Source organism: Mycobacterium sp. pUA109 (genome assembly GCF_041287095.1).
In the GTDB taxonomy this organism is placed as follows: domain Bacteria; phylum Actinomycetota; class Actinomycetes; order Mycobacteriales; family Mycobacteriaceae; genus Mycobacterium.
In genome coordinates this window covers 37,524-59,260 of the sequence record NZ_JBGGKS010000025.1, presented here as the reverse complement: position 1 = coordinate 59,260, position 21,737 = coordinate 37,524, and the positions used below count along the sequence as shown (strand labels likewise).

The window sequence follows — 21,737 nt, the reverse complement described above, 5'->3', positions numbered from 1 at the left end:
ACCTTGCCTATGCCTTCTTGGGACCACGAAGTCGATGTCGTCGTATGCGGCAGCGGCGCTGCCGGCCTCACCGCCGCCCTGACCGCCGCCGCCCACGGCGCCTCGGTCGCGCTCTACGAGCGGGCCGCGACCGTCGGCGGCACCACCGCGGTCTCCGGTGGCATCGCCTGGATTCCCGCGCACCACCGCCTGCCGGGGGCGGAACTCGGGGTGCACGACGCGCTGGCCTACCTGCGGGCGCAGTCGTTCGGCGCGATGGACGACGCGCTGGTCGACACGTTCGTGCGCACCGGAGAGTCGATGCTGGACTTCGTTGAGGCGCACAGCGGGCTGCGGTTCGAAGTCGCCGCCGGCTTTCCCGACTACAAGCCGGAGCTACCCGGCGGTCAACCCGGCGGCGGCCGGTCGCACAGCCCGGTGCCCTACCAGCTGAGCCGGCTCGGCGAATGGGCCGACCGGATCACCGCGTTTCCCGCGGACTGGTCCAATGTCGGCTTCGACGCCGAGACCCGAGCCCGGTTGCACGCCGACGTCGACGACGGCTCCGGCGAGCTCTGCGTGGCCGGCACCGCGTTGGTCGCCGGGCTGCTGGAAGGCCTGCTCGAGGCGGGGGTGGTGCCGCAGACCCGCTGCCGCGCCGTCGAACTCGTCACCACCGCGGGCGCGGTGACCGGTGTCCGGGTCGAGCGGGACGGCACGGTGTCGCAGGTGCATGCACGGCGCGGGGTGATCCTGGCCAACGGCGGCTTCGAATGGGACACGGCGCTGGTGGAGGCCTTCCTGCGCGGCCCGATGCACGGCGCGGTCTCGCCACCCAACAACACCGGTGACGGGCTGCGGATGGCGATGGCCTGCGGCGCCGACCTGGCCACCATGGGCGAAGCGTGGTGGGTGCCGATCGTGCAAATCCCCGGCGACACCATCGACGGCCAGCAGCGCAGCCGCAGCGTGCGGTTGGAACGCACCCGCCCGCGCAGCATCATCGTCAACCGGGCCGGGCGACGCTTCGTCAACGAGGCCTGCGACTACAACTCGATGGCCGGCGCATTCCATTACCTGGATCCGCGCGACGGCTACGTCAACGACCCGGCCTGGATCGTGTTCGACGCGCTGCACCTCAAGCGGTACGGGTTTTTGGGGGTGGCGCCCGGCGAGCCGGTGCCGGACTGGTTTTCGATGTCCACCGACCTCACCGAGTTGGGCGCCAAGACCGGGATCGACCCGTATGGGCTGGCCCACACCCTGGCCGAATGGAATCGCCACGTCGCCGCGGGCACCGATCCCGACTTCGGCCGCGGCGCCAGCGCCTACGACGGCTACTGGGGTGATGACGGCAAGACGCTGGGTCCCATCGACACCGCCCCGTATTTCGCGGTGCCGGTGTCGGTCGGCGCGATGGGCACCAAGGGCGGGCCACGCACCGACCGCGACGCCCGAGTACTGCATGTCAGCGGTGCGCCGATCCCGGGGCTGTTCGCCGCCGGCAACGCGATGGCCGGGGTGACCGGACGCGCCTACGGCGGGGCCGGCGGCACCATCGGCCCGGCCATGGTGTTCGGCTACCGGGCCGGGTATGCGGCCGCGACCGGAGGGTCGGTGGGTTGACGAGTCCGACTGGCTCGAGCCCGGCATAGCTTGTGCCCCCAGCCGTTGGAAGTGCGCTGGCGCGGTCGAACGCGGGACCCTCGTTTGGGTCCGGCGCGCGCATTGCCACACGCAGTCAAAAGTACAACGATGTTGCAATTCCCGGGTTCAACTGGCTAACATCCCGCTAGCTAGATGCCCACCACTTGTCCGTCCCTCAGGAGGTCTAGCTGTGCCGAACGTCAACCTGTACTCGCCCTCCGGCGGCGTCAGTTCCCGCTACCCGGTGGCTGACACCGCCCTGGACGCGGGCGTGGCGGCCCGACGCGACCTGGCGTCGGTGACGCGCTGATGGCCGCGCCGACCGATGCCGACCTGTACTACGACCCGTACAACGTCGACCTCAATCTGAACCCCTATCCGGTGTTCGCCCGGATTCGCGAAGAGGCTCCGCTCTACTACAACGAGCAGCACGACTTCTACGCGCTCAGCCGGTTCGATGACGTCAACAAAGCGGTCATCGACCATGAGACGTTCATCTCGGGGCGCGGTGCGGTGCTGGAGGTCATCAAGTCTGGGATGGAAATACCACCTGGGACATTGATTTTCGAAGATCCGCCGATCCACAACATCCACCGCAACCTGCTGTCGCGGATGTTCACACCGCGGAAGGTGTTGGCGCTGGAGCCGCAGATCCGCGAGTTCACCGCGCGCTGCCTCGACCCCATCGTCGGTACGGGGAGGTTTGACTTTGTCAACGATCTCGGTGAACAGATGCCAATGCGGGTGATCGGCATGCTGCTGGGTATTCCGGAGGACCGGCAGCGTCAGATCACCGACCATGGTGAGGAGGTGCTGCAGGGAGAGAGGGTCGACGCGCTGGCCACCGGCGAGGTGTTCGCGGAGTTCTTGGACTGGCGCGTCGAGCACCCGTCCGACGACATCATGACCGAGCTGCTCAACGCCGAGTTCACCGATGAGACCGGCACAGTGCGCAAGTTGCGCCGCGAAGAGCTGCTGCTGTACTTGACGGTGATCGCCACCGCGGGGTCAGAGACGACCACGCGGCTGATTGGCTGGGCGGGCAAGACGTTGGCCGAGCATCCCAACCAACGCGGGCAACTCGTCGAGAACCCAGCATTGATCCCGCAGGCCATCGAAGAGATCCTGCGTTGGGAACCACCTGCGTTGCAGATCGCCCGCTATGTCGCACGCGACGTCGCGTACTACGGCAAGACGGTGCCCGAGGGGGCGGCAATGCTCCTGCTTGTCGGTGCGGCCAACCGTGATCACCGCCGGTTCCCACCAGACGGCGATGTGTTCGATATCCACCGGGAGCAGCGCGCACACATGACCTTTGGTGCAGGCGCGCATTTCTGCATGGGTAACGCGCTGGCCCGGCTGGAGGGCCGCATCGCACTGGAGGAGATCCTCAAGCGCTTCCCGACCTGGGAGGTCGACTGGCCGAATGCGGTGCCGTCGCAAACAGCCGCGGTGCGCGGCTGGGCGGCCATGCCCACATTCGTTTCCTAACCCCCGATACCCCAGCTCCGGAGGCAGAAAATGACCAAGCCCGAGGTGGTTTTCGATCCGTTCTCAGCCGAGTACTTCACCGATCCCTACGACATCTACCTGCGAATGCAGGACGAAGCACCGGTCTATTACAGCGAGGAGTTCGACTTCTACGCCCTGACCCGGCACGCCGACGTCGCAGCGGCCCTCAAAGACAACGAGACGTACTCGTCCACCCGTGGTTGCGATTTGGCGATGGTGCAATCCGAAGAGGGGCCGCCGAAGTCGATCATCTTCATGGATCCTCCCGAGCACCGGGTCTTTCGCAGCTTGGTCAACAAGGCGTTCACCCCGCGGGCTATCCAGTCCCAGCGCGAAACCGTCGAGGACCTGGTTGAGCACTACTTGAGCCGGGTCGACCCGGACAACTTCGACGTCATCCAAGACTTTTCCGGGCCGTTCCCGGTCGAGGTGATCACCCGCATGGCCGGAGTGCCCGAGGAATTCCGCCAAAAGGTCCGCGAGTGGATCGACATCTCCCTATCCCGCCAGCCGGGCAACATCGGTCAAACCGACGCCGGGATGCGGGCGAACATCGAATCGGGCATGTACTACTACCAGCTGGCCCAGCAGCGACGAGCCGATCCACAAGACGACATGATCAGTCGCCTGATCGCCGCCGAAATCCTGACCGAGGACGGCCAACTGCGCAAGCTCGACGATATCGAAATTGCTGGGTTCACCGCACTGCTCGGCGGCGCCGGCGCTGAGACCGTCACCAAACTGCTCGGCAGTGCGGTGGTGACCTTCGCGAAGAACCCGGACCAGTGGCAGAAGCTGCTCGATGACCGCAGCAAGATCCCGGCCGCGGTCGAAGAGATGCTGCGGTTCGACGGCCCGGTGCATTACAACGTGCGGTTCACCCTCAAGCATGCTCACCTGCACGGCACTACGATCCCGGCCGGCAAACCGGTATTCCTCATGAAAGCCGCGGCCAACCGCGACCCGCGCGCGTTCACCGACGCCCACGTCTTCGACATCGACCGAAACCGGAGTGAATCCCAAAACTTGGGCTTCGGCTACGGCATCCACAGCTGCCTGGGTGCTGCGTTGGCCCGGTTGGAGACCACGATCGCGCTCGAACGGCTGTTGGACTTCATGCCCCGCTACCAGGTGCAGTGGGACGGACTAGAACGTGTCCAAATGCAAAACGTAGGCGGCTATCACCACGTGCCGGTAAAAGTGTTGCCCTGATGAGCAAACCATCGAAGGAGGTCGACGGGGACTGATGACTCCTGAGCAAATCGTACGCGCGGAGATCGCCGCATGGGGCCGCAATGATGTCGACGAAGTCATGAGCCACTTCGCCGAAGATGCTTATTTCGACATCGGCCCGTCCTATCCACGGCTATCAGGCCGCGACGCGATCCACAAGATGATGAAAGCGTTCTTCGACGGCGGGACTTGCGTAGACCTGGAAATCCGACACCTTGCCGTCGACGGGGATGTGGTGATGATGGAGCGCTTTGATCACTGGATCGTGGACGGGAAGCAGATGAGCTGGCCGGTGATGGGGGCGTATCAAGTGCAGAACGGAAAGATCGCGGCATGGCGGGAATACTTTTACCCGCCGAGCGAGTCCTGAGGGTTTGTCGTCGGCTCGCGCCTAGACAGCCGTGCCATGACGCCTGACTAACTAGCCACGGTGTGAGTCGGAGCTTTGGCGGTCTCCCTCGCGTTCGCCGCCGTCCCGACCGTTGGCAGGGCAATCTCGACTCGCTGTAGATGGGGCGAGAGGCGCGTTGCTGGCCAACACACCTTTTGCATACTATTATCTAGTGCACTATGGAATCGCAGGCTAGAGTAAAGGTCGACGACGTTCCCCGGCTCCGTCGGAACGCATTGGGCCAGCAGCTGTCTTTCGCGTTGTACGGCGCGGCCAATCGCATGGCGCGTCTTCACAAGCCCCTGCTGGAGCCGATCGGGCTGACGTTTCCGCAGTACCTGGCGATGCTGGCGCTGCTCGACAACGCTGCGCAGACGGTCGGCACGCTCGGCGCCTGTCTGGATATGGACACCGGCACCATCACACCCCTGGTGAAACGACTCGAGGCCGCCGGGATGGTCACCCGTGTGCGTGACCCAGCCGACGAACGTCGGGTGTTGGTGAACTTGACCGAGCGGGCGCGCGCGCTCGAACCGGAGATCCGTGGCGTCAACGCCAAGATTAAATCGGCCTGCCAACTGACCTGGGAGGGTATCGACGACCTACGGCGGGCTCTCGATGATCTCGCACATCCTGGCGTCGATTGATCGCCTCACAAAACAGCTGCACAAAGAGCGCCATGACGAACAACGCTGCGCGATTGGTGTTCTGAGCGTCCCGTTGGCCCTTTCAGTGAGGAAGATACGAGTAAATGTCGAATAACCCTGCGACCGTCAGTTTTCCGTCTCGCATAGGCGTGTGGTGGAACAGCGAGCAATGGCCAATCCGCGACGCTCAGAACATCGCCCGCGACATCGAAGCGATGGGATACGGGTCGCTGTTCCTGCCGGAGGGAGGCGGCAAGGACGCGCTAGTCGAGTCGGCCGCTTTCCTGGCCGCCACCGACCGGCTGATCGTGGGAACCGGCATCGCTAACATTCACGTCCGCATCCCGACACCCGCGGAGACCGGGGCACGAACCCTCGCCGCCCTACACCCAGGGCGGTTCATCCTCGGCCTCGGGGTCAGCCACGCTCCCTTCGTCGAAGACATGATGCACGGCGCCTATCACAAGCCGTTGGCGACGATGCGCACGTACCTGGAACGAATGGATACCGTCCCCGCAGAGATCGAACCGTGCGACAGACCGCCGCGCTTACTGGCAGCCTTGGGACCGAAAATGATCGAACTGTCCGCGGAACTCGCCGACGGAGCACACCCCTACCTCGTGACACCCGACCAGACCCGCACGACCCGTGCCATCCTCGGCCCCCATAAGTTGCTGATACCTGAACAAGCCGTAGCCATCGGGGGCACCGCCGACGACCAACTTCAACGGGCGCACGACCACATCGGGTCCTACATTCCGCTGCAGAACTACCGCAACTCGTGGCTGCGACAGGGCTTCAACGACACCGATTTGGTGCCCGGCGGATCCGACCGACTGGCTCGCGCCCTCGTCGGCATGGGCACACCCCACGAGGCCGCCGCATCAGTCACCGCCCACCTCGGCGCCGGCGCCGACCACGTCGTCGTCCAAGTTCTCGGAGGCAGCATCGCAGCGGATCCACGGCCATCGCTGCGTGAACTCGCCGAAGCCCTGCGATTATGAAAGGAACGCAGAGCCTTCGGGAATCGCCGAAAGTGACCTAAGTCAGCACCCTGCGGTGTTCAACGGAGAATTGCTGGCATCGATTCCCATCCCCGCACCACCGGGGAGATTGCCAACTTGGCTTCGTTGAGGTCGACATCCCACTCCGGGAAGCGCTTCAAGATCTCCTCCAGCGCGACCCGTCCCTCGAGGCGGGCCAGTGCTGATCCGAGGCAAAAGTGGATGCCAGTCCCGAACCCCAGGTGCTGACGAGGCTCACGGTGGATGTCGAAAACGTCGCCATGGGGGAATTGGCGATCATCACGGTTGGCTGCGGCGAGCATCAACAGCATGACACTGCCCGCCGGTATTGTCTGGCCGTAATACTCGACGTCATTGGTGACATACCTGGCCATATTCGGTCCCGATGGCTCGTACCGCACGAACTCCTCGATGGCCTGCGGAATCAGTGAATGGTCCTCGGCTAGTTGGCGACGCTGCGTGGGATTCTCGGCCAGCACCTTCCCCATCCAGCCGATCAGCCGGTTCGTCGTCTCGTTGCCGGCGCCAACGACCAAGCTGGCATAGGCGCGCAGTTCACTGGGCGTTAGTCGGCGCACGGTGCCGGTCTCATCCTCGAATTCGACGTTCGACAGCTCAGTGATGATGTCATCCGACGGGTGCGCGGCCCGCCAATCGATGTACTCGGCAAAAGCCTCCCCGGCGTCGATTGCCTCCGGGGCGACGTTTATCGGTTGACCGGCTTCGGCGGAACGGAGGTTGTCGTCCCAGCGTTTGCGGACGGCTTCTTGATCACCTTCGGGCATCCCCAACAACATGCCGATCACCCGCATCGGCATCTTCGCGCCAAGATCGGCCACGAAGGCGAACCGGTTGCCGCCGACCAACGGATCCAAACAGCGCGCACAGAACTCGCGGATCTGGGGCTCGAGTTCGGCGATCTTACGCGGTCTGAACATCCGGGATAACAGCTTGCGGTGGATGTCATGGATTGGCGGATCCTCAAAGATCATGAAGCCCGATGGGATGTCCATATTGGCCTTGACGGTTTCCAACACGTCGCCCCGCGCCGAACTCAAGTTCAGATGGTCGCGTGCCGCCTGGTGGACATCCGCGAATCGGCTCAGCGCGTAGAAGTCGTACTCGTTGTTGTAGTACAGGGGCGCTTCCTCGCGGAGCCGGTGATACATCGCGTAAGGTTCGGTATTGAGTTCAACGTCATATGGATCGTAATGCACATCGCTCGTGGCACTAACCGTCACAGACGCCGCCTCTCAAAAGTGCTGCGATTTCACGCGAATCACCCCTCGGAAACCGACAGAGGTTAACGACGCGCGTTGGATCAGCGTGCGCATATGACGTCGTCATCACGGCCCGCTCAGTCGTTCAGTCGATAGAGGTTGATCGCGTTTTCGCTGAGGATCTTGCGGGCATCCGCTTCCGACGTGAGATCGACGATCTCGTTGATGGCGTTGGCGGTGTAGCCGAATGTGCCTTCGCTGTGCGGATAATCCTGACCCCACATCACGCGGTCGGCGCCAAGGTAGTCGAGCAACTTCAGGCCGATCGTGTCGGTCTGGAAGGTGGCGAACATGTTGTTATGCCAGTAGTGGCTCGGCCGGTGTTTCATCGGCCAGTCGAAGAGTTCGCGGTGCGCACCGTAGGTGAGCTCGGCGTCCTGCAGCGCACCCGCGATCCAGTTAATGCCGCCCTCGGCGAACACCACCTGCAGGTTCGGATGACGATCGAAGATGCCGCCGAAGATCAGGCTGCCGAAGGCCCGCCGGAACGGCGCCGCCTGCATCAGGAAGAAGGTTCCGAAGCCACCCCGACCACCGGCGGACGGCACCTCGCCGATGTGGAAATTGACCGGCAGGTTGGCCTCAGCAGCGCATGCCCAGAAGCGGTCCATCTCCGGGCTGTCGTAGTCGATCACGTTGCCTTCGGTGTTCTTGCCCGGGTTGAACGGAATCAAGAAGCTCTTGAGACCGAGATCAACGATCTGCTGAACCGCCTTTTCGGCATGATCGGGATTCCACCAGTTGCTACAGATGCCGACACCGTAGAAACGACCCGGATTCCGCTTGTCGAGTTCGGCCATGTACTCGTTGTAGGTGCGGTACATGAGTTCCTGCATCTCCTGGTCCGGGTAACGGATGAACGCCATCAGGCTTTGCGGATAGACGATCTCCTTGTCAATCCCCTCGGCGTCCAGATGCTGGTTGCGGACGCCGAACTCGAACCCATCGTTGAGAACCGAACGCGCAAGCGCCGTGTCCACGTCGGCGCTCTCCGGGTAGGCCTGCATCACGTCCGGGAAACCGACTCGCCAGTAGCGGTCGAACCACACGCGCGGCGCAGCATCGCGCCGTTCCGCCGGGAACCGTTCGTAGAAAATGTCCTCGGTGAGTTCGACATGGTTGTCGGCCGACACCAGCGTGAGATCGGCGGGCAGCTTCGCGCCCTCCCGCGACTGGCCGACCCGGTCGACGATCATTCCCGCGTCGGCGGCGAGTGGATTTTCAAACGTCAGGCGTTGGTCGAGCATGGCAACCTCTCCGTCGAATTCGTCGCAGCGCTTCAGCGCGAAGGGTTTCCCAGCGCGGGCCTAGCCGAGATCTCGAACCGGGATCTAACGGCCGGGACGATGTGATCGTAGCCACACCCCGCCCCATAGTGCAACGCTGTTGCAACTTTAGCTCGGCGTGGCAAATCTCAGTCATGCTTGCCCTGCGAACGCGAAATGACCGCCCCGTGGCACCGCCTGCCGTGCGCCGCCACTAGACGATGGCCGTGCCACCGTCAACGATAAGCTCGGTGCCGTTGATGTATCCGGCTTCGTCGGACGCCAGAAAGACAATCGCCGCCGCGATGTCGTCAGGTCTTCCGGCGCGCTGCACGAGGTTCCCGGCGCTCACCTCGTCGCGTAGTTCCAAGGCGATCGATTCGTAGTCGACCTGATCGGGTGGTGGCAGCACTCCGCCGTGGAACATCTTGACCCAGATCGGTGTCTCGATGGGACCAGGTATGACACTGTTGACCCGGATCCCGGTACGGGCCTGCGAGCATTCCACGGCAAGCGCCTTCGAAAAGGCCAGCACACCAGCCTTGCTGGCCGCATACGCGGTCGCACCGGCGGTACCGTGGATCACGCTCGACGACGAGATATTGACGATGCTGCCGCGTCCGGATCGGATCAGCAGCGGCAGCGCATTCCGGCACCCGAAGAATTTGCCGTCGAGATCTACCTGGAACTGCCAGCGCCATTGCTCATACGACATGTCGCCAATCCCCGCGAGGGCGCAGACCCCGGCGACATTGGCCAGGATGTCCAGCCCGCCAATCCTGGAGTCCACTTGCCGCATCACCTCCGCCCATTCGGCCTCGTCTCGCACGTCGAGGTGCAGATAGTCAGCGTGCCCGCCGGCGGCTTTAGCCTTCTCGACGACGAGGTGTCCACCCTCGTCGTCGATGTCGGTGACGACGACCCAGGCACCTTCAGCTGCCATCCTCACCGCGGTCGCGCCGCCGATGCCACCGGCGCCACCGGTCACCAGCGCGACCTTGCCGTCCAGTCGATTCACCTGTGTCCCTACCAGCCCGCGGCCTGACCGCCGTCGACGAAATGGTCGGCACCGGTGATGTACGACGCGGCATCGGAGGCGAGAAACGCCACTAGGTTCGACACTTCCTGCGGCTGCCCGCATCGCTTCATCACGACGGTGTCTTCGATCGCCTTGACCGCCGCGGATGACGGTGATCCGTGCGCCAGCATCGGCGTTGCTATCGGTCCCGGCAAAACACAATTCACCCGAACTCCTTGGCCGCCGTATTCGACCGCGGCCGCTCGGGTGAGTCCGCGCACGGCAAATTTTGCGGCTGTGTACGCCGCGTTGGGGACATGGCGGACGTGGGCAAACCCCGCCACCGACGCAATATTGATGATCGATCCCGCGCCCGCATGGACCATTCCGGGCAGCACCGCCCTCATCCCGAAGAACACGCCGTGTTGATCCACCGAGACGGTCCGCAGGTAATCGTCCACGGCGAGGTTCGCCGTCGATTCGACGGGGCCCGGCACCCCAGCGTTGTTGACCAACACATTCACCGCTCCCCACCGGTCTGCGACGCGACCGACAACCTGAGTCCACTGGTCCGGATCCGTGACGTCCAAGGGAAAGAACGCGGCAGCGTCGCCAAGCTCATCTGCCAGCTCCACACCCAATTGCTCATCTATGTCAGCAATGGCGACACGGGCCCCGAGTCCGACAAAGGTCCGCGCATGCTCAGCGCCCATCCCCTGCGCCCCGCCGGTGACGATGGCGACTTTGCCCTCCAGTGTCAGCACCGCGCGAACTCCTTGTGGTGGTGAGTGTGTCAGCTGTGGGTGCGACTCGACCCACGGTCACCGGACCCGCCGTCCGGACATATCGGCGTAGCCAAAACCCCGGCGGGGCTACGACCCAACTGGCTGCGACGCGGTGTAGGGCTTTACCTCCCATTCGCGAGGATCATTTGCCGCGATCGGGAGTGCGTTCTCGGGGGTGCCGGCGGTGACCTCGCTCCAGCGCGCGGCGACGCCCTCCAGCGTGAGCGGATCTTCGGAGAAGCCGGGGGTCTCCGCGAGATACACCCGGTTCACCATCCCGCCGACACCGTTGATCGTGTCGCCGGTCACCGGGCAGCTTTCATGGGACAAGAAGGCGGCGACGGGGGCGACCAACTCCGCCGGGAGGCTGGTCTTGCACAGCTGGTACATCGGCGAACTCTCGTTCTGTTGCGCGGTCACCATGCGGGTGAAGGCCCCCGGGCTCAACGCATTGACCTTGATGCCATACGCGTCTCCCTCGGCGGCCAACGCGCGCGTGAACGAGAAGATGCCGCCCTTGCTGGCACTGTAGGCGACCAGAAGCGGCGCGCCGCCGAACGCCGCCGAGCAGGTGTTGACAATGCGGCCGTAGCCGTTCGCCTTCATATGCGGCCAGGCGGCGCGACACGTCCAGATCGTGCCCATCAGGTTGATCTCGATGTGCTGCTGCAGGTCGTGCGCGGTGATCTCCTCGAACGGGGCCGCAATCGAGATCGCGGCATTGTTGATGAGGATGTCAACCCCGCCGAACGCGTCGATCGCGGTCTGGATGAGCGCGGCGGCACCGTCCTCGGTGGCGACCGAATGGGTGTCCGCGACCGCGGTGCCCCCCGCGGCGCGGATCTCCTCAACGACCGCCTCGGCCGAGGCGACATCCGGGTAACCCGGCGCCACCACGCGGTTGATGTCGTTGACAACGACATTGGCCCCCCGTGCGGCGAGCAGCAGCGCATGGGCCCGGCCGATGCCGGGATTCCCGCCGGCGCCGGTGACGATCGCCGTCCGGCCGTCGAAGCGAAGTTCGGTCATGGCATGCCTTTCGTGGCTCTCAAACGTATTGCCGCAGCGCGATAAAGCTCTTCATGGTGTCGTGGTCTTCGAGCTGGATACCGAGCGACCTGGTCAGCATCGCCATCGTGGTGTAGGTACCGGCCAGCGCCACGATTTCCATCAGTTCAGTGTCGCTATAGTGCTCGGCCAACGCCGTCCAGGTTCGGTCACTGATGGTGAAATCGTGAACGAGTTCCTCAGCGGCACAGGCGAGAAGCTGATGCACCGGCGAGAGCCCCACCCCGGTGTGGGCCGCCTCGATTTCATCGTCGGACAAGCCGGCGGTGTGCGAGATCAACTCATGATGCGCGGCCTCATACACTTCGCCGGTGAGTGCGCAGATCCGCAGGATTACCACCTGCCGATCACGCGGCGGCAGTTCCGACTGGGCGACCACCTTGGTGAGCATTGGTAGGAAGACGTCGAACAGTTGCGGGCTGCGCATCATCACGCGAGTGAAGTGCAACGCATCCCACCCGTGCATTTTGCACTTTTGTTCGGCGGTCAGATTCTCCGGCGCGATGGGAGCAATACGGGGCGTGCCGGTAGCAGCACTGGGGGTCATTACTCCTCCTTTCCTTACCGGGTTACGGACCGTTATGCGCAAAAGCCGCCATCCACGGTGATCGCCTCTCCGGTGAGAAACCCTGGGGCGTCGTCGCAGAGCCACACGGCCACCGCGGCGATCTCCTGGGCCTCGGCCACCCGGCCGACGGCACTAGCTGCGACCAGCTGTTCGATTACCTCGGGCGACATCGCCTGCCGGAACATCGGGGTGTCAACCGTGCCAGGGCAGATCGCGTTCACCCGCACCCCGTGTCGACCGTATTCCCGCGCGGCCGTCCTGGTCAGACCGATGACGCCATGTTTGGCGGCCGCGTAGGCCGGCATCGTGGGAGCGGCCCGCACTCCCGCCACCGATGCACAGTTGACGATCGAGCCGCCGCCGGCCTTGAGCAGCGCGGGGATCTCATACCGCATGCTGGACCATATGCCGGTGAGATCGACCGCGAGCACACGGTTCCAGTTCTCCATGCTGCACTCCGACGTGGTCGCAGGCTCGCCGTCAACACCCGCCGCGTTGAAGGCGGCGTCCAGGCGCCCATAGGTCTCCACGACCTGCGCCACCGCCCGTTCCACGGCCGCGTCGTCGGTGACATCACAGTGGACGTAGGTGCATTCTCCCCACTGCCGTAGTTCCGCCTCGGCCTCGCGGCCGGCCTCCTGGTTGGCGTCGGCCAGCGCGGTGGCGTAACCGCGCCGCACGAATCCCTCCGCGGCCGCACGACCGATGCCGGAAGCCGCACCGGTCACCAGAGCGACACCACGTTTCGTGTCTGTTGTCATGGCTCCTCACCTGTTTGTCCTCGGTCCCGCGCCCAGTGGAGCGCGGCGCGGTCGTTGAGTACGGAAACAATGGCCGTTGGGGTCAACGCAGGGCTAGTTCGTGACGGCCTAGTGCCGAATCGGGGTGTGGCTCGGCTGACCCCGAGGCCAGTCGGTCGATGACCACCGCACCATCTCGGATCACTACTTTGAGGGCCTCGGTGGGGCGTGCCAGCAGGTCCGGGTTCTCAAGCGGATCACCGTCGATGACGATGAGGTCCGCCAACGCGCCCGGTTCGATCACACCGACCCGCTCGGGCGGATCCACCAACAGCTGACCGGCGTTGCAGGTTCCCCAGCTGAGCACATCGGCCGTGGTGAGGCCCTCGACCGCGCTGTAGTAGGCGAACTCGCGACCGTAGTTGCCGACCTGATGATCCAGCGGATCGTCGTCCATCAGATCGCGAAAGATTCCGCTGTAGTCGTCGCCGATCAGGATTCGCACTCCCGCGTCCTGCGCCACCGGCAGCATGGTTCGCACGTGGTCGTACTGCTCCTGCGTGACACCGAAATCGGCGGCATAGCCGAGTTCGAGCAGGCTCCGCGGGTAGATGAGGCTCGGTACCCAGAAGGTCCCCGCCTGCACCATCGCCTCGATGACTTCCTCGTCGATCTCATCCCCGTGGTCGATCAGGTCGAGCCCGAGTTCGATGCACTCCAGCATCATCGCCTTGTCGGAGACGTGGGCGCGCACTTTCGCGCCGCCTTCATGCGCGGTGTTGATGATCGCCGCGATCTCGTCGCGGGACATATTGCGCGTGGTGCGGTGCGGCTGGCCGTGGCCGGCGCTGGCGAAGATCTTGATCGTCTCGACGCCGCGATTGATCTCCTCGCGGACCAGGGCGCGCATGGCGTTGGGACCATCCGCGCAGACGTCGGTGCCCGGTGTCTCGTACCGCTTCCACCACCGTCCGCCGTTGTTCATGTCGCCGGTGGTGCCGAGGTGATGCCCGCACGCCCGAATCCGGGGACCCGGGATGATGTCATCGGCGATGGCCATCTTGAGCTGCGCATCGATATCGTGCGCGCAGGAGGCGCCCGCATAGCCGGTGAACCCACTCTCCAGCAGTACCCGACAGGTGCGGACCCCGATTGCCATCATGACGCCCGGCGGTAGCTCCTTGCCGGGCCGCTCGGTGGCGGCGATCGCGATGCTGAATTTGTAGAAATCGGGGTGCAGATGGCTGGTGATCAGACCGGGCATCAGCGTCATGCCTCGCACATCGATGACCTCTCCCGAGGCCGGCTGCGGGGCGGCATCCACAGCTTGGATCCGGTTGCCGTCCAGCGTCACGCTGTGCCGGCCGGGGAGCGGTTTTTGGCCATCGAAGACCCTCGCATTGGTCAGTGTCAGCATCGCCATCCCTTCGTTGAAACGCTTGGTCGAGCTAATCGCTCGCTCGGCCCCGTCGACTCAGCCGCCATTCGGGCGGGAACTGTTCGTCGTTGTCCCGGACGGAGTTGGTCAGCCCCCGCTCGCGGGTCTTGTCGTCGAGTTCGAACGAATCCGGATCGGGCATGAGTTGATCCAGGGTGGATTCGAGCATGCCGGTGAGGATGCTGCCCATGTACTCGCCCTGGTGTTGTTTGAAGATCTCAAAGAAGGCCTTCTGCGCGAACACGGTGTCGGTGGGTCGGGTCCGCGCGCAGGCGAGCGCGTACTTCTGCGTCATCGACTCCAGCTCATCGCCGGAAACCACTGCGTTGACGAAGCTGCACTCGTACATCTCTTTCGCGGTAAACGGCCGACCGGTGAACACCATCTCCATGAACTTGCGGACACCCATCGTCGTGCACCACTGCCATTGGCGCGCCGCGAAACCCGCGTAACGCCATGCGGCGTGGCCGAACAGCGCGTCGTCGGAGGCGACCACAATGTCGGCATCGGCGGCCTGGTAGAAGTGCCAGCCATAACAGTAGCCGCGCACTTCGAGGATGCTGATCTTCTTGAAATCCTGGAGGCTTCGCATGCCCGCGCTCGGGTCGGTGTAAAACTGCACGTGTGAGGCGCGGTGTCGATAGGAGCCCTTCGGCGGGTATTTGACGTCCGCGTCGTCGGGGACCCTGACGGTGTGATTCATGGTCACGTCGCCCCGGTCCGCCATGATGTCCAACAGCTCCGGAAGATCCGCGCCGCTGCCCAGATTGGGACCGTTTGCCCGGATTACCAACACCTTCACGTCATCGTCGATGCTGGCGTGATGAATCAGGTCGGCGTAGCGGTGCTGCGCATCGATGGTCATCCCGTTAAGGTCGTCGGCGCGATCCAGGGTGATCGTCGCGATTTTGGTCTGCGGATCCTTCTCGTACAAGACGATGTCCTCCGCGGGCGGTCGGCCCCGATCCTCGGTCAATGTTCGGTTTCTCCTGTCAGTTTCCCGTTGCGGTGGACACCGCGGCATCCGGCTCGCGGTCGATGTGGGAGGAAATGAACTCGGCCAAATCCACGAGCTTGACCTTTCCGGTCCCGGTCCTCGGGACGTCGTCGTGCGAGACGAACACGATGCGGCGGGGAACCTTGAAACTGGACAGGGTTTCGCGCAGCGCCGCCTTGAGTTCGCCTTCAGACACGGTGGCGCCGTCGGCGGGAACGACGGCGGCAGCGACGATCTCACCGAGTTCGGGATCCGGAAGGCCAGCAACAACGGACAGATCGACTTCAGGTAACGCGTTCAATGCCGCCTCAACTTCCAAACGCGACACGTTGGCGGAATTCGTCTTGATCATGTCGCCGGTGCGCCCGACGAAGTACACGAAGCCGTCCGCGTCTTGCCGGACGAGGTCCTTGGTCGGATAGAAGCCGTCCGGGGTGAATACCGTGCGGCGATCGGTCTTGTAGAGTCCGGTCATCAACGCGCCGCCGCGCAGTTGCAGTTCACCGACCTCACCGACGGGTAGCGGTGCGCCCGTGTCCGGGTTGACCACCCGGCGTTCAATTCCATTCACGGCGCGGCCAGCTGCGCCGGCTTTCGACTCGGGCAAGCGATGGTGCACCGGCTCGGCGCTGTGGGGGCCAAAACTCTCGGACATGCCGAGCAGGTCGGCCTGAAGATTCCGCGGGATGACCTTGCCGGACTCGTCCCGCAACGGTGCCCCGGTGACTCGCACACCGTCGAGGTCGACGCCGCGCGCCGCCGCCGCCGCACGCAACTTGGCCGACATATGCCAGACCACCACGTTGCTGACTTCGCATCGCTCAATAGTGTCGAGCACCGCATCGATATTCGGGCTCGGCGGATACACCAATGTTCCGCCGGTGCTGAGCACCTGCAACGCCGTCATGATGCCGCCCATCCAGAACGCGGGCAGTAAGCACAGCGTGCGGTCGTTGCGCGTCAGTCCGAAGTACGTGGCCAGGGCCGGCGGCTGGCGTGCCACCGCCCACTGCCCATGGGTGACCGCCTTGGCCATCGCCGTGCTGCCCGAGGTGTACACCACGAATGCCTCGTCGCCGGAAACCACTTCGCGTTCCACGGCGGCCAACAGCTCTTCGTCTGGCGCGTCAGGTACATCCGCGCATTTCAGCAGATCGTCAACCTCCTGCGCCCAGGGCAGACCCGTCACGTCATCGAGCCACACCGACCGCAGATAAGGCGCATCCGCAACCCGGAGCGCTCCGGCACTCCCGTCGCTCAGCCCGGGGAGGGCTGATATGAGTTTCTCGCCGTAGTCATGCCGCAGGAAACGACGAGCCCCGATCAGCAGCTGGGCGTCGCTGGTCCGGACTATCTGTGCGAGTTCGCTGGGCGTCGTGAGGGTGCTGATCGGCGTGACCAGTGCCCCGATCCGCAGCGCACCGTAGAACACGGTCAGCCACAGGGCACTGTCGGGAGCCAACAGGCCGATTCGTGTCCCCTTGCCTGCCCCCACCGCGAGCAACGCCCTGGCCATCCGGGCCGACCGTCGATCCAGCTCCCGGTAGCTCAAGGTCTCATCCGGCGCGACCAGAGCGTCATGTTTGGGGCGCGCGGCGACGACTGCGGCGAACAGGGCGGGAAACGTGGTCGGCGATTCCGCGGTATCCATGTCAGAAGCTGACGATCGAGTGGGTGCCGTCCCAGGTTTCCGCGGCCGCCCGCATCGCCGTGAACGCGTCGGCGCGCGCCGGGCTGTTCTCGAGTAGCTCGACCATGAATCCAAGGGTCGGGGACGTGTCGACCCAACATGTGCGACTGCCATCGAGTTCTCCCTCGAACGCAAGCTCTGCGCCTGCGTCGAGGTAGATGTCGCGCTCGGTCTCGTAGTCCTCACAAATCAAGGCCATGTGGTGCAGGCCGGACTGACCGCGGGAGAAGAGATCACGGAAAACACCTGGCTCATCGTTGTCCTGACAGACCAGCTCGATCTGCACGTCACCCGCATAGGCGATCGCGGCACTGACCGGCGGGAACGCCGCGTCCTTGCCCCGGTATCGGCCGCCGGTGAAAGGGACTGCGCCGAACCGGAAGAAGGGACCGACGCCGGCGCCGTGCACCCACGAGTTGATGGCCGCATCCAGATCGGTGACCACCCAGCAGATCTGCATGAAGTTCCGGTTCGGAAAAGGGGCCGTGACCATCGTTTTCATATCCTTAAGCCAGGACTGTGTGTCCTCGCCTTCATCCGATCAGCGGAAAGCGTTCGTCGTCGAGTGCCTGCCACGGCCGCATACCCGCTGAATCGAAGTTCGGTGTCGGCGACCCGTTCCAGCAGACGTCGGCCGGCTGCGTGGCCAGCAGGTAGCCCCACCGGGGCCGGTCCATGGTGTTCAAGCTCGCACCGTGGATGGTGAGGTGGGTGTGCACCGAGATGTCGCCCAGCTCATAGGTCATCTGCTCGCTGATTCCCAGGTCACGAAGCTCCGGGAAGACGTCTAGCGCATCACCGCCACCATAGGTGGTGTAGTCCCCCAGCACCCCGGCTCGATGTGACCCGTTCACGAACGACATCGTGCCCGCCTCGGGCCCATAAGATTCCAACGGGAACCAGAACGTCAGGCCGCCGGAGCGGTCGACGGCGAACGTGATGAAGTCCTGGTGATAGGCGGTCACGCCATTTCCGCCATGCCGAGAAGGCCTGCCGCTGGGCAGCTTCGGCACGAAATAGTCTGCGTAGTACCGAACGCCGACGGCCGAGCCGTCGGCCGTGCGGCGCCTTTGCAGCAGCTTCGCGTTGTTACCCACAGCGTCGATCAGCGAGCGCATCACCGGGTTCGTCAGGCCGTCACTTTGCCCGACGTTGAAGTAGGAAACGGTGCTCTGCTCGGCATCGTCGTCGGCGGCCTGCTTCGTGTCGCTGGTGCTGTCGGCGTCGTCGCCCATCCGTTCACGGGCGATGGCTAGGATCGTGCGCACCACGTCGGGATCGACGAAACTCTTCAGCTTCACCCAGCCGAACTCGTGTAGATGATCGATTTCCTCCACGGTCACCGTCCGGCACGGCGGTCTCAATGCTGTCGCGCTGTCCACGTTTCAGGCCTTCTCGTGATTTGGTTAGATGAACCGGCCCGGGCCGGTACGGAACGCGTACAGGCCGACGACCTTGTCCTCGGGCAGCGTGTAGGGCGTTGCGACTTCGTCGGTCGTCGGACCGATCTTGGCGGCGACCTCCGCTAGCTTGGCGCGGTCAAGTCCGTACACATCGATCGCGTTTTCGCCCAAGTACTTTCGCGTGTATTTCGGATCGATATCGGAGAACGTGAACCGGATGGCCTCCTTGGTGTCCGGCCAGGTCCCTTCGGCGTGCGGATAGTCGTCGCCCCACATGACCTTGTCCGTGAGGTCCTGCTCGATCCCCAGCTTCGCCTCCCAGTTGGACATGAAACTCGCCCCGACGTAGCAGTTTCGTTTGAAGTATTCGGACGGCGGCATCGATAATCCGGCCCGGACCCACTCACCAGTCCGGTTGTGGTAGAGCCCATCCATGTCGGCCAGCGCGCCAGCCGCCCAATCCATCCACTGCTCGGTAAGCACCAACTTCAGCTTCGGATGCCGTTCGAACACTCCGCCGAGGATCATGACCCAAAGTCCGCGGCGAGTGCGGAACAACGTCTCCATCATGTACATTGCCTGCGCCCCTTGACCCTCGTAGGGGTAGTGCTCACCGCCGCCGCCATGCGTGTTGAGCGTCATCCCGGTCTCCTCACACGCCGACCAAATGGGCTCCCACACAGGATCGTTCAGCATCGGGATGTCACCACGCGGCGCCGGCAGGTTGATGCCCTTCAAACCCGCCCCGGCCGCCCACTCGACCTCGCGGACACACGCCGCCGGATCGGAGATCGGGATGTGGCCGATGCCAACATGACGGTCTGGGGCCGAGGAGACGAAATCCGCCAGCCATCGGTTGTAGATGCGCACCCCAAGGTCTTCGAGATGGTTGTACTTGGAGTCGCCCCAGCTGATGAGTCCGGTGGTCGAGAACGGGATCGATTCCCCATTGAGACCGCCATGGAAGATCACCGAGGCGGCAACGCCCTGCTCGTCCATGTCAGCGAGGCGGGCGGCAGGATCCTGGAGGCCCGGCACGAAGCTGTGGTCGTAACTTCTCTTCAGGAAGCCCAGGTCAACCTGGTCGGCGTTGCGGATACCGGCGGTCTTGCCGAATTCCTGGGCCTGGGACTGATCGAGGGACCAGTTCTCGTCCGAGCCGGAATTTGCGGCCTCCGAGGACCGCAGCGAGAAGAACCCGTGCTGCTCCATCTCGGCGACGAATCGATCGAAGTCATCGAGGTACCGCGGCTCGCAGTACTCCCGCAGCTGGTTTTTGAGCGACGGCCCGACGTGACTGTCGATCGAGACGACGATGTACGGCTCCTCCGAGCGACTGTCGGCATCGGTGCTAATCGTTTCCTGCGCCATGCTTTCCCTCGTCAATCGAGACCCGATTCAAGGCCTTCCGGTGTGGGCAGTGTGATGCTACCCACACGACTGCATATTATGCAACACCGTTGTACTTTTAGTCCCGCGTGGCAAAAGAGCTGCCGGTGGGTGCATGGCGTTTACAGTGTTGGTATGGCATCACGCGCCCAGGAACGAACTCGCCGGCATGTCCTCGATGCCGCCCGAGGGTTCGTCGAAGAGCACGGGGTCGAGAGCCTGTCCATGCGTCGGCTTGCCGACGAAGCCGGAGTCAGTGTTCGTACCCTCTATAACCACTTCGGCGATAAGGACGGTCTGCTGACCGCACTCGTGCAGCGCTCGTTGGACTCTATGGACATTGCGGTTCATCATCTTTCGTCAACCGATCCGATCGAGCGGATCTGGGAGGCCGTCACCTTATCGATCGACAAAACCGTTGCCGACGTGCCCAAGGCCGTCGTCCGCGCCGTCCTCATGGACGACCGGCTGCTCAACGAGATCAACCTTCGCTGGACGGGTTGGGATCTCATCGTTGGCGAAATCCGATCCGCCACCCGCAGTGGCGCGCTCCGCGGCGACATTGACCCCGGCGTGCTGGCCGATCATGCCGGAATGGTGCTGTTCCAGCTGCAGCGGCGTTGGACCGCGGGCGAGATCGACACCAGCCAATTGCGCGATGGCGCGCTACATGCCTTCGATATTTGCTTGCTCACCGTTGCGCGCCCGCGGGCACGCGCCCGGATCCTGCAGCATGCCCAATCACTCAAATCTGTCAGAGCGACACGCGCCAAGGCCTGACGGGTAGTTGGACAAAGCCAGACTAGCGAGCCCGGCGAAACAGCATCGACATCGACGCTGGCGCGCAGCGCTCTCGAACTCGTGCGCGCTGGCGTCGATCTCGACGTGGCGCCTAGCGGGTCAGGACTTATTGAGTCGGGCCACGATGGCGGCGAAGTCGTCGGTCTGAAACGACTGATCCTCGGCCATATTCGCGAAATCCAGGGTGGCCAGCACGGCCCGCTCCAGGTGGATGTTGAGCAGCCGCTTGGTGCTCTCCACCGCCTGACGCGGCAGCTCGACAATCCGTTTGGCGCACGCGATCGCCTCGGTCAGCGGATCCTCCACGACGTGATTGGCCAGCCCCAGCGCCGCCGCCCGTTCGGCGCTGATCCGGACGCCGGTCAGCGCGTACTCCTTGGCCAGCAGCAGGCTCATCTGCAGCGGCCAGGTCAGCGGGCCGCCGTCGGCGGCCACCAGGCCCACCTGCACGTGCGGATCGGCCAGATACGCGGTCTCGGCCATGTAGACGATGTCGCTCAACGCCACCAGGCTGCAGCCCAACCCCACCGCGGGGCCGTTGACCGCGGCGATCACCGGGGTGCGGCAGCGCGCCATCCCCAGCACGATCTCGCGGCCGTGCACAATCGTCTTGGCGCGCAGGTCATCATCGCGGCGCAGCTCGTCGAGGTAGGCGAAATCGCCGCCGGCCGAAAACGCGCGCCCGGCCCCGGTCAACACCGCGGCCCGGGCGTCGCGGTCCTCGTCCAGCCGCGACCACAGCTGCGCCAGCCCGGCGTGCAGCGCGTCGTTGACCGCGTTCAGCGCGTCGGGGCGGTTGAGCGTGATGATCCGCAGCGGACCATCGGTGCGCACATCGATTTCAGCGGGCATGTCGTACAT

General features: G+C 64.2%; 21 protein-coding genes. 7 read left to right on the top strand and 14 right to left on the bottom strand.

Annotated features, from left to right (window positions below):
* The first annotated feature begins 9 nt into the window (after positions 1 to 9).
* The 6 genes from ACAG26_RS23515 (at position 10) to ACAG26_RS23490 (ending at position 6,413) form a co-directional block, all read left to right on the top strand.
* The gene (locus ACAG26_RS23515) at positions 10 to 1,605 is read left to right on the top strand and encodes an FAD-dependent oxidoreductase (RefSeq protein WP_370485488.1); all 1,596 of its coding nucleotides are present in this window, start codon (positions 10 to 12) and stop codon (positions 1,603 to 1,605) included.
* A gap of 330 nt (positions 1,606 to 1,935) precedes the next feature.
* On the top strand, positions 1,936 to 3,117 hold the full coding sequence (locus ACAG26_RS23510) for a cytochrome P450 (protein WP_370485487.1): 1,182 nt from the start codon (positions 1,936 to 1,938) through the stop codon (positions 3,115 to 3,117).
* A 30-nt stretch (positions 3,118 to 3,147) separates the two neighbouring features.
* A complete protein-coding gene (locus ACAG26_RS23505) occupies positions 3,148 to 4,350 on the top strand; it encodes a cytochrome P450 (RefSeq protein WP_370485486.1) in 1,203 nt (400 codons plus the stop codon).
* Positions 4,351 to 4,384: 34 nt separating this feature from the next.
* The gene (locus ACAG26_RS23500; protein WP_370485485.1) at positions 4,385 to 4,741 is read left to right on the top strand and encodes an SgcJ/EcaC family oxidoreductase; all 357 of its coding nucleotides are present in this window, start codon (positions 4,385 to 4,387) and stop codon (positions 4,739 to 4,741) included.
* 200 nt (positions 4,742 to 4,941) lie between these two features.
* Positions 4,942 to 5,409 carry a MarR family winged helix-turn-helix transcriptional regulator gene (locus ACAG26_RS23495; RefSeq protein ID WP_370485484.1) on the top strand — a complete coding sequence of 156 codons (468 nt, stop codon included), beginning with the start codon at positions 4,942 to 4,944 and terminating at the stop codon, positions 5,407 to 5,409.
* A gap of 104 nt (positions 5,410 to 5,513) precedes the next feature.
* Positions 5,514 to 6,413 (top strand): LLM class F420-dependent oxidoreductase, encoded by a 900-nt coding sequence (locus ACAG26_RS23490; protein ID WP_370485483.1) that lies wholly within the window; start codon positions 5,514 to 5,516, stop codon positions 6,411 to 6,413.
* Between the two features lie 59 nt (positions 6,414 to 6,472).
* Here the strand turns inward: ACAG26_RS23490 and ACAG26_RS23485 are convergent, their stop codons facing one another.
* From ACAG26_RS23485 to ACAG26_RS23425, 13 genes are all read right to left on the bottom strand, one after another.
* A complete protein-coding gene (locus tag ACAG26_RS23485; RefSeq protein WP_370485482.1) occupies positions 6,473 to 7,675 on the bottom strand; it encodes a cytochrome P450 in 1,203 nt (400 codons plus the stop codon).
* A 116-nt stretch (positions 7,676 to 7,791) separates the two neighbouring features.
* Positions 7,792 to 8,961 carry an amidohydrolase family protein gene (locus ACAG26_RS23480; protein WP_370485481.1) on the bottom strand — a complete coding sequence of 390 codons (1,170 nt, stop codon included), beginning with the start codon at positions 8,959 to 8,961 and terminating at the stop codon, positions 7,792 to 7,794.
* A 232-nt stretch (positions 8,962 to 9,193) separates the two neighbouring features.
* Positions 9,194 to 9,997, bottom strand: a complete 804-nt coding sequence (locus tag ACAG26_RS23475) for an SDR family NAD(P)-dependent oxidoreductase (protein ID WP_370485480.1) — start codon at positions 9,995 to 9,997, stop codon at positions 9,194 to 9,196.
* 8 nt (positions 9,998 to 10,005) lie between these two features.
* Positions 10,006 to 10,761 (bottom strand): SDR family NAD(P)-dependent oxidoreductase, encoded by a 756-nt coding sequence (locus ACAG26_RS23470; RefSeq protein ID WP_370485479.1) that lies wholly within the window; start codon positions 10,759 to 10,761, stop codon positions 10,006 to 10,008.
* A gap of 108 nt (positions 10,762 to 10,869) precedes the next feature.
* Positions 10,870 to 11,811: an SDR family NAD(P)-dependent oxidoreductase gene (locus tag ACAG26_RS23465; protein ID WP_370485478.1), complete on the bottom strand. Its 942-nt coding sequence runs from the start codon at positions 11,809 to 11,811 to the stop codon at positions 10,870 to 10,872.
* Between the two features lie 19 nt (positions 11,812 to 11,830).
* The gene (locus ACAG26_RS23460; RefSeq protein WP_370485477.1) at positions 11,831 to 12,397 is read right to left on the bottom strand and encodes a carboxymuconolactone decarboxylase family protein; all 567 of its coding nucleotides are present in this window, start codon (positions 12,395 to 12,397) and stop codon (positions 11,831 to 11,833) included.
* Between the two features lie 32 nt (positions 12,398 to 12,429).
* Entirely contained in the window at positions 12,430 to 13,179 is a 750-nt protein-coding gene (locus tag ACAG26_RS23455) for an SDR family oxidoreductase (protein WP_370485476.1), read from the bottom strand.
* An 82-nt stretch (positions 13,180 to 13,261) separates the two neighbouring features.
* Complete coding sequence (locus tag ACAG26_RS23450) at positions 13,262 to 14,575, bottom strand: amidohydrolase family protein (protein WP_370485475.1); 1,314 nt, start codon at positions 14,573 to 14,575, stop codon at positions 13,262 to 13,264.
* A 31-nt stretch (positions 14,576 to 14,606) separates the two neighbouring features.
* On the bottom strand, positions 14,607 to 15,572 hold the full coding sequence (locus ACAG26_RS23445) for an enoyl-CoA hydratase/isomerase family protein (protein WP_370485474.1): 966 nt from the start codon (positions 15,570 to 15,572) through the stop codon (positions 14,607 to 14,609).
* A 16-nt stretch (positions 15,573 to 15,588) separates the two neighbouring features.
* Positions 15,589 to 17,244, bottom strand: coding sequence for a class I adenylate-forming enzyme family protein (locus ACAG26_RS23440; protein WP_370485473.1), 1,656 nt, complete (start codon positions 17,242 to 17,244; stop codon positions 15,589 to 15,591).
* A 1-nt stretch (position 17,245) separates the two neighbouring features.
* Positions 17,246 to 17,785 (bottom strand): VOC family protein, encoded by a 540-nt coding sequence (locus tag ACAG26_RS23435; RefSeq protein ID WP_370485472.1) that lies wholly within the window; start codon positions 17,783 to 17,785, stop codon positions 17,246 to 17,248.
* A 31-nt stretch (positions 17,786 to 17,816) separates the two neighbouring features.
* Complete coding sequence (locus ACAG26_RS23430) at positions 17,817 to 18,626, bottom strand: phytanoyl-CoA dioxygenase family protein (RefSeq protein ID WP_370485471.1); 810 nt, start codon at positions 18,624 to 18,626, stop codon at positions 17,817 to 17,819.
* A gap of 63 nt (positions 18,627 to 18,689) precedes the next feature.
* Positions 18,690 to 20,057, bottom strand: a complete 1,368-nt coding sequence (locus ACAG26_RS23425) for an amidohydrolase family protein (protein ID WP_370485470.1) — start codon at positions 20,055 to 20,057, stop codon at positions 18,690 to 18,692.
* Positions 20,058 to 20,210: 153 nt separating this feature from the next.
* Between ACAG26_RS23425 and ACAG26_RS23420 the strand changes: the two genes are divergently transcribed.
* The gene (locus ACAG26_RS23420) at positions 20,211 to 20,855 is read left to right on the top strand and encodes a TetR/AcrR family transcriptional regulator (protein WP_370485469.1); all 645 of its coding nucleotides are present in this window, start codon (positions 20,211 to 20,213) and stop codon (positions 20,853 to 20,855) included.
* Positions 20,856 to 20,975: 120 nt separating this feature from the next.
* Here the strand turns inward: ACAG26_RS23420 and ACAG26_RS23415 are convergent, their stop codons facing one another.
* A complete protein-coding gene (locus ACAG26_RS23415) occupies positions 20,976 to 21,737 on the bottom strand; it encodes an enoyl-CoA hydratase/isomerase family protein (protein WP_370485468.1) in 762 nt (253 codons plus the stop codon).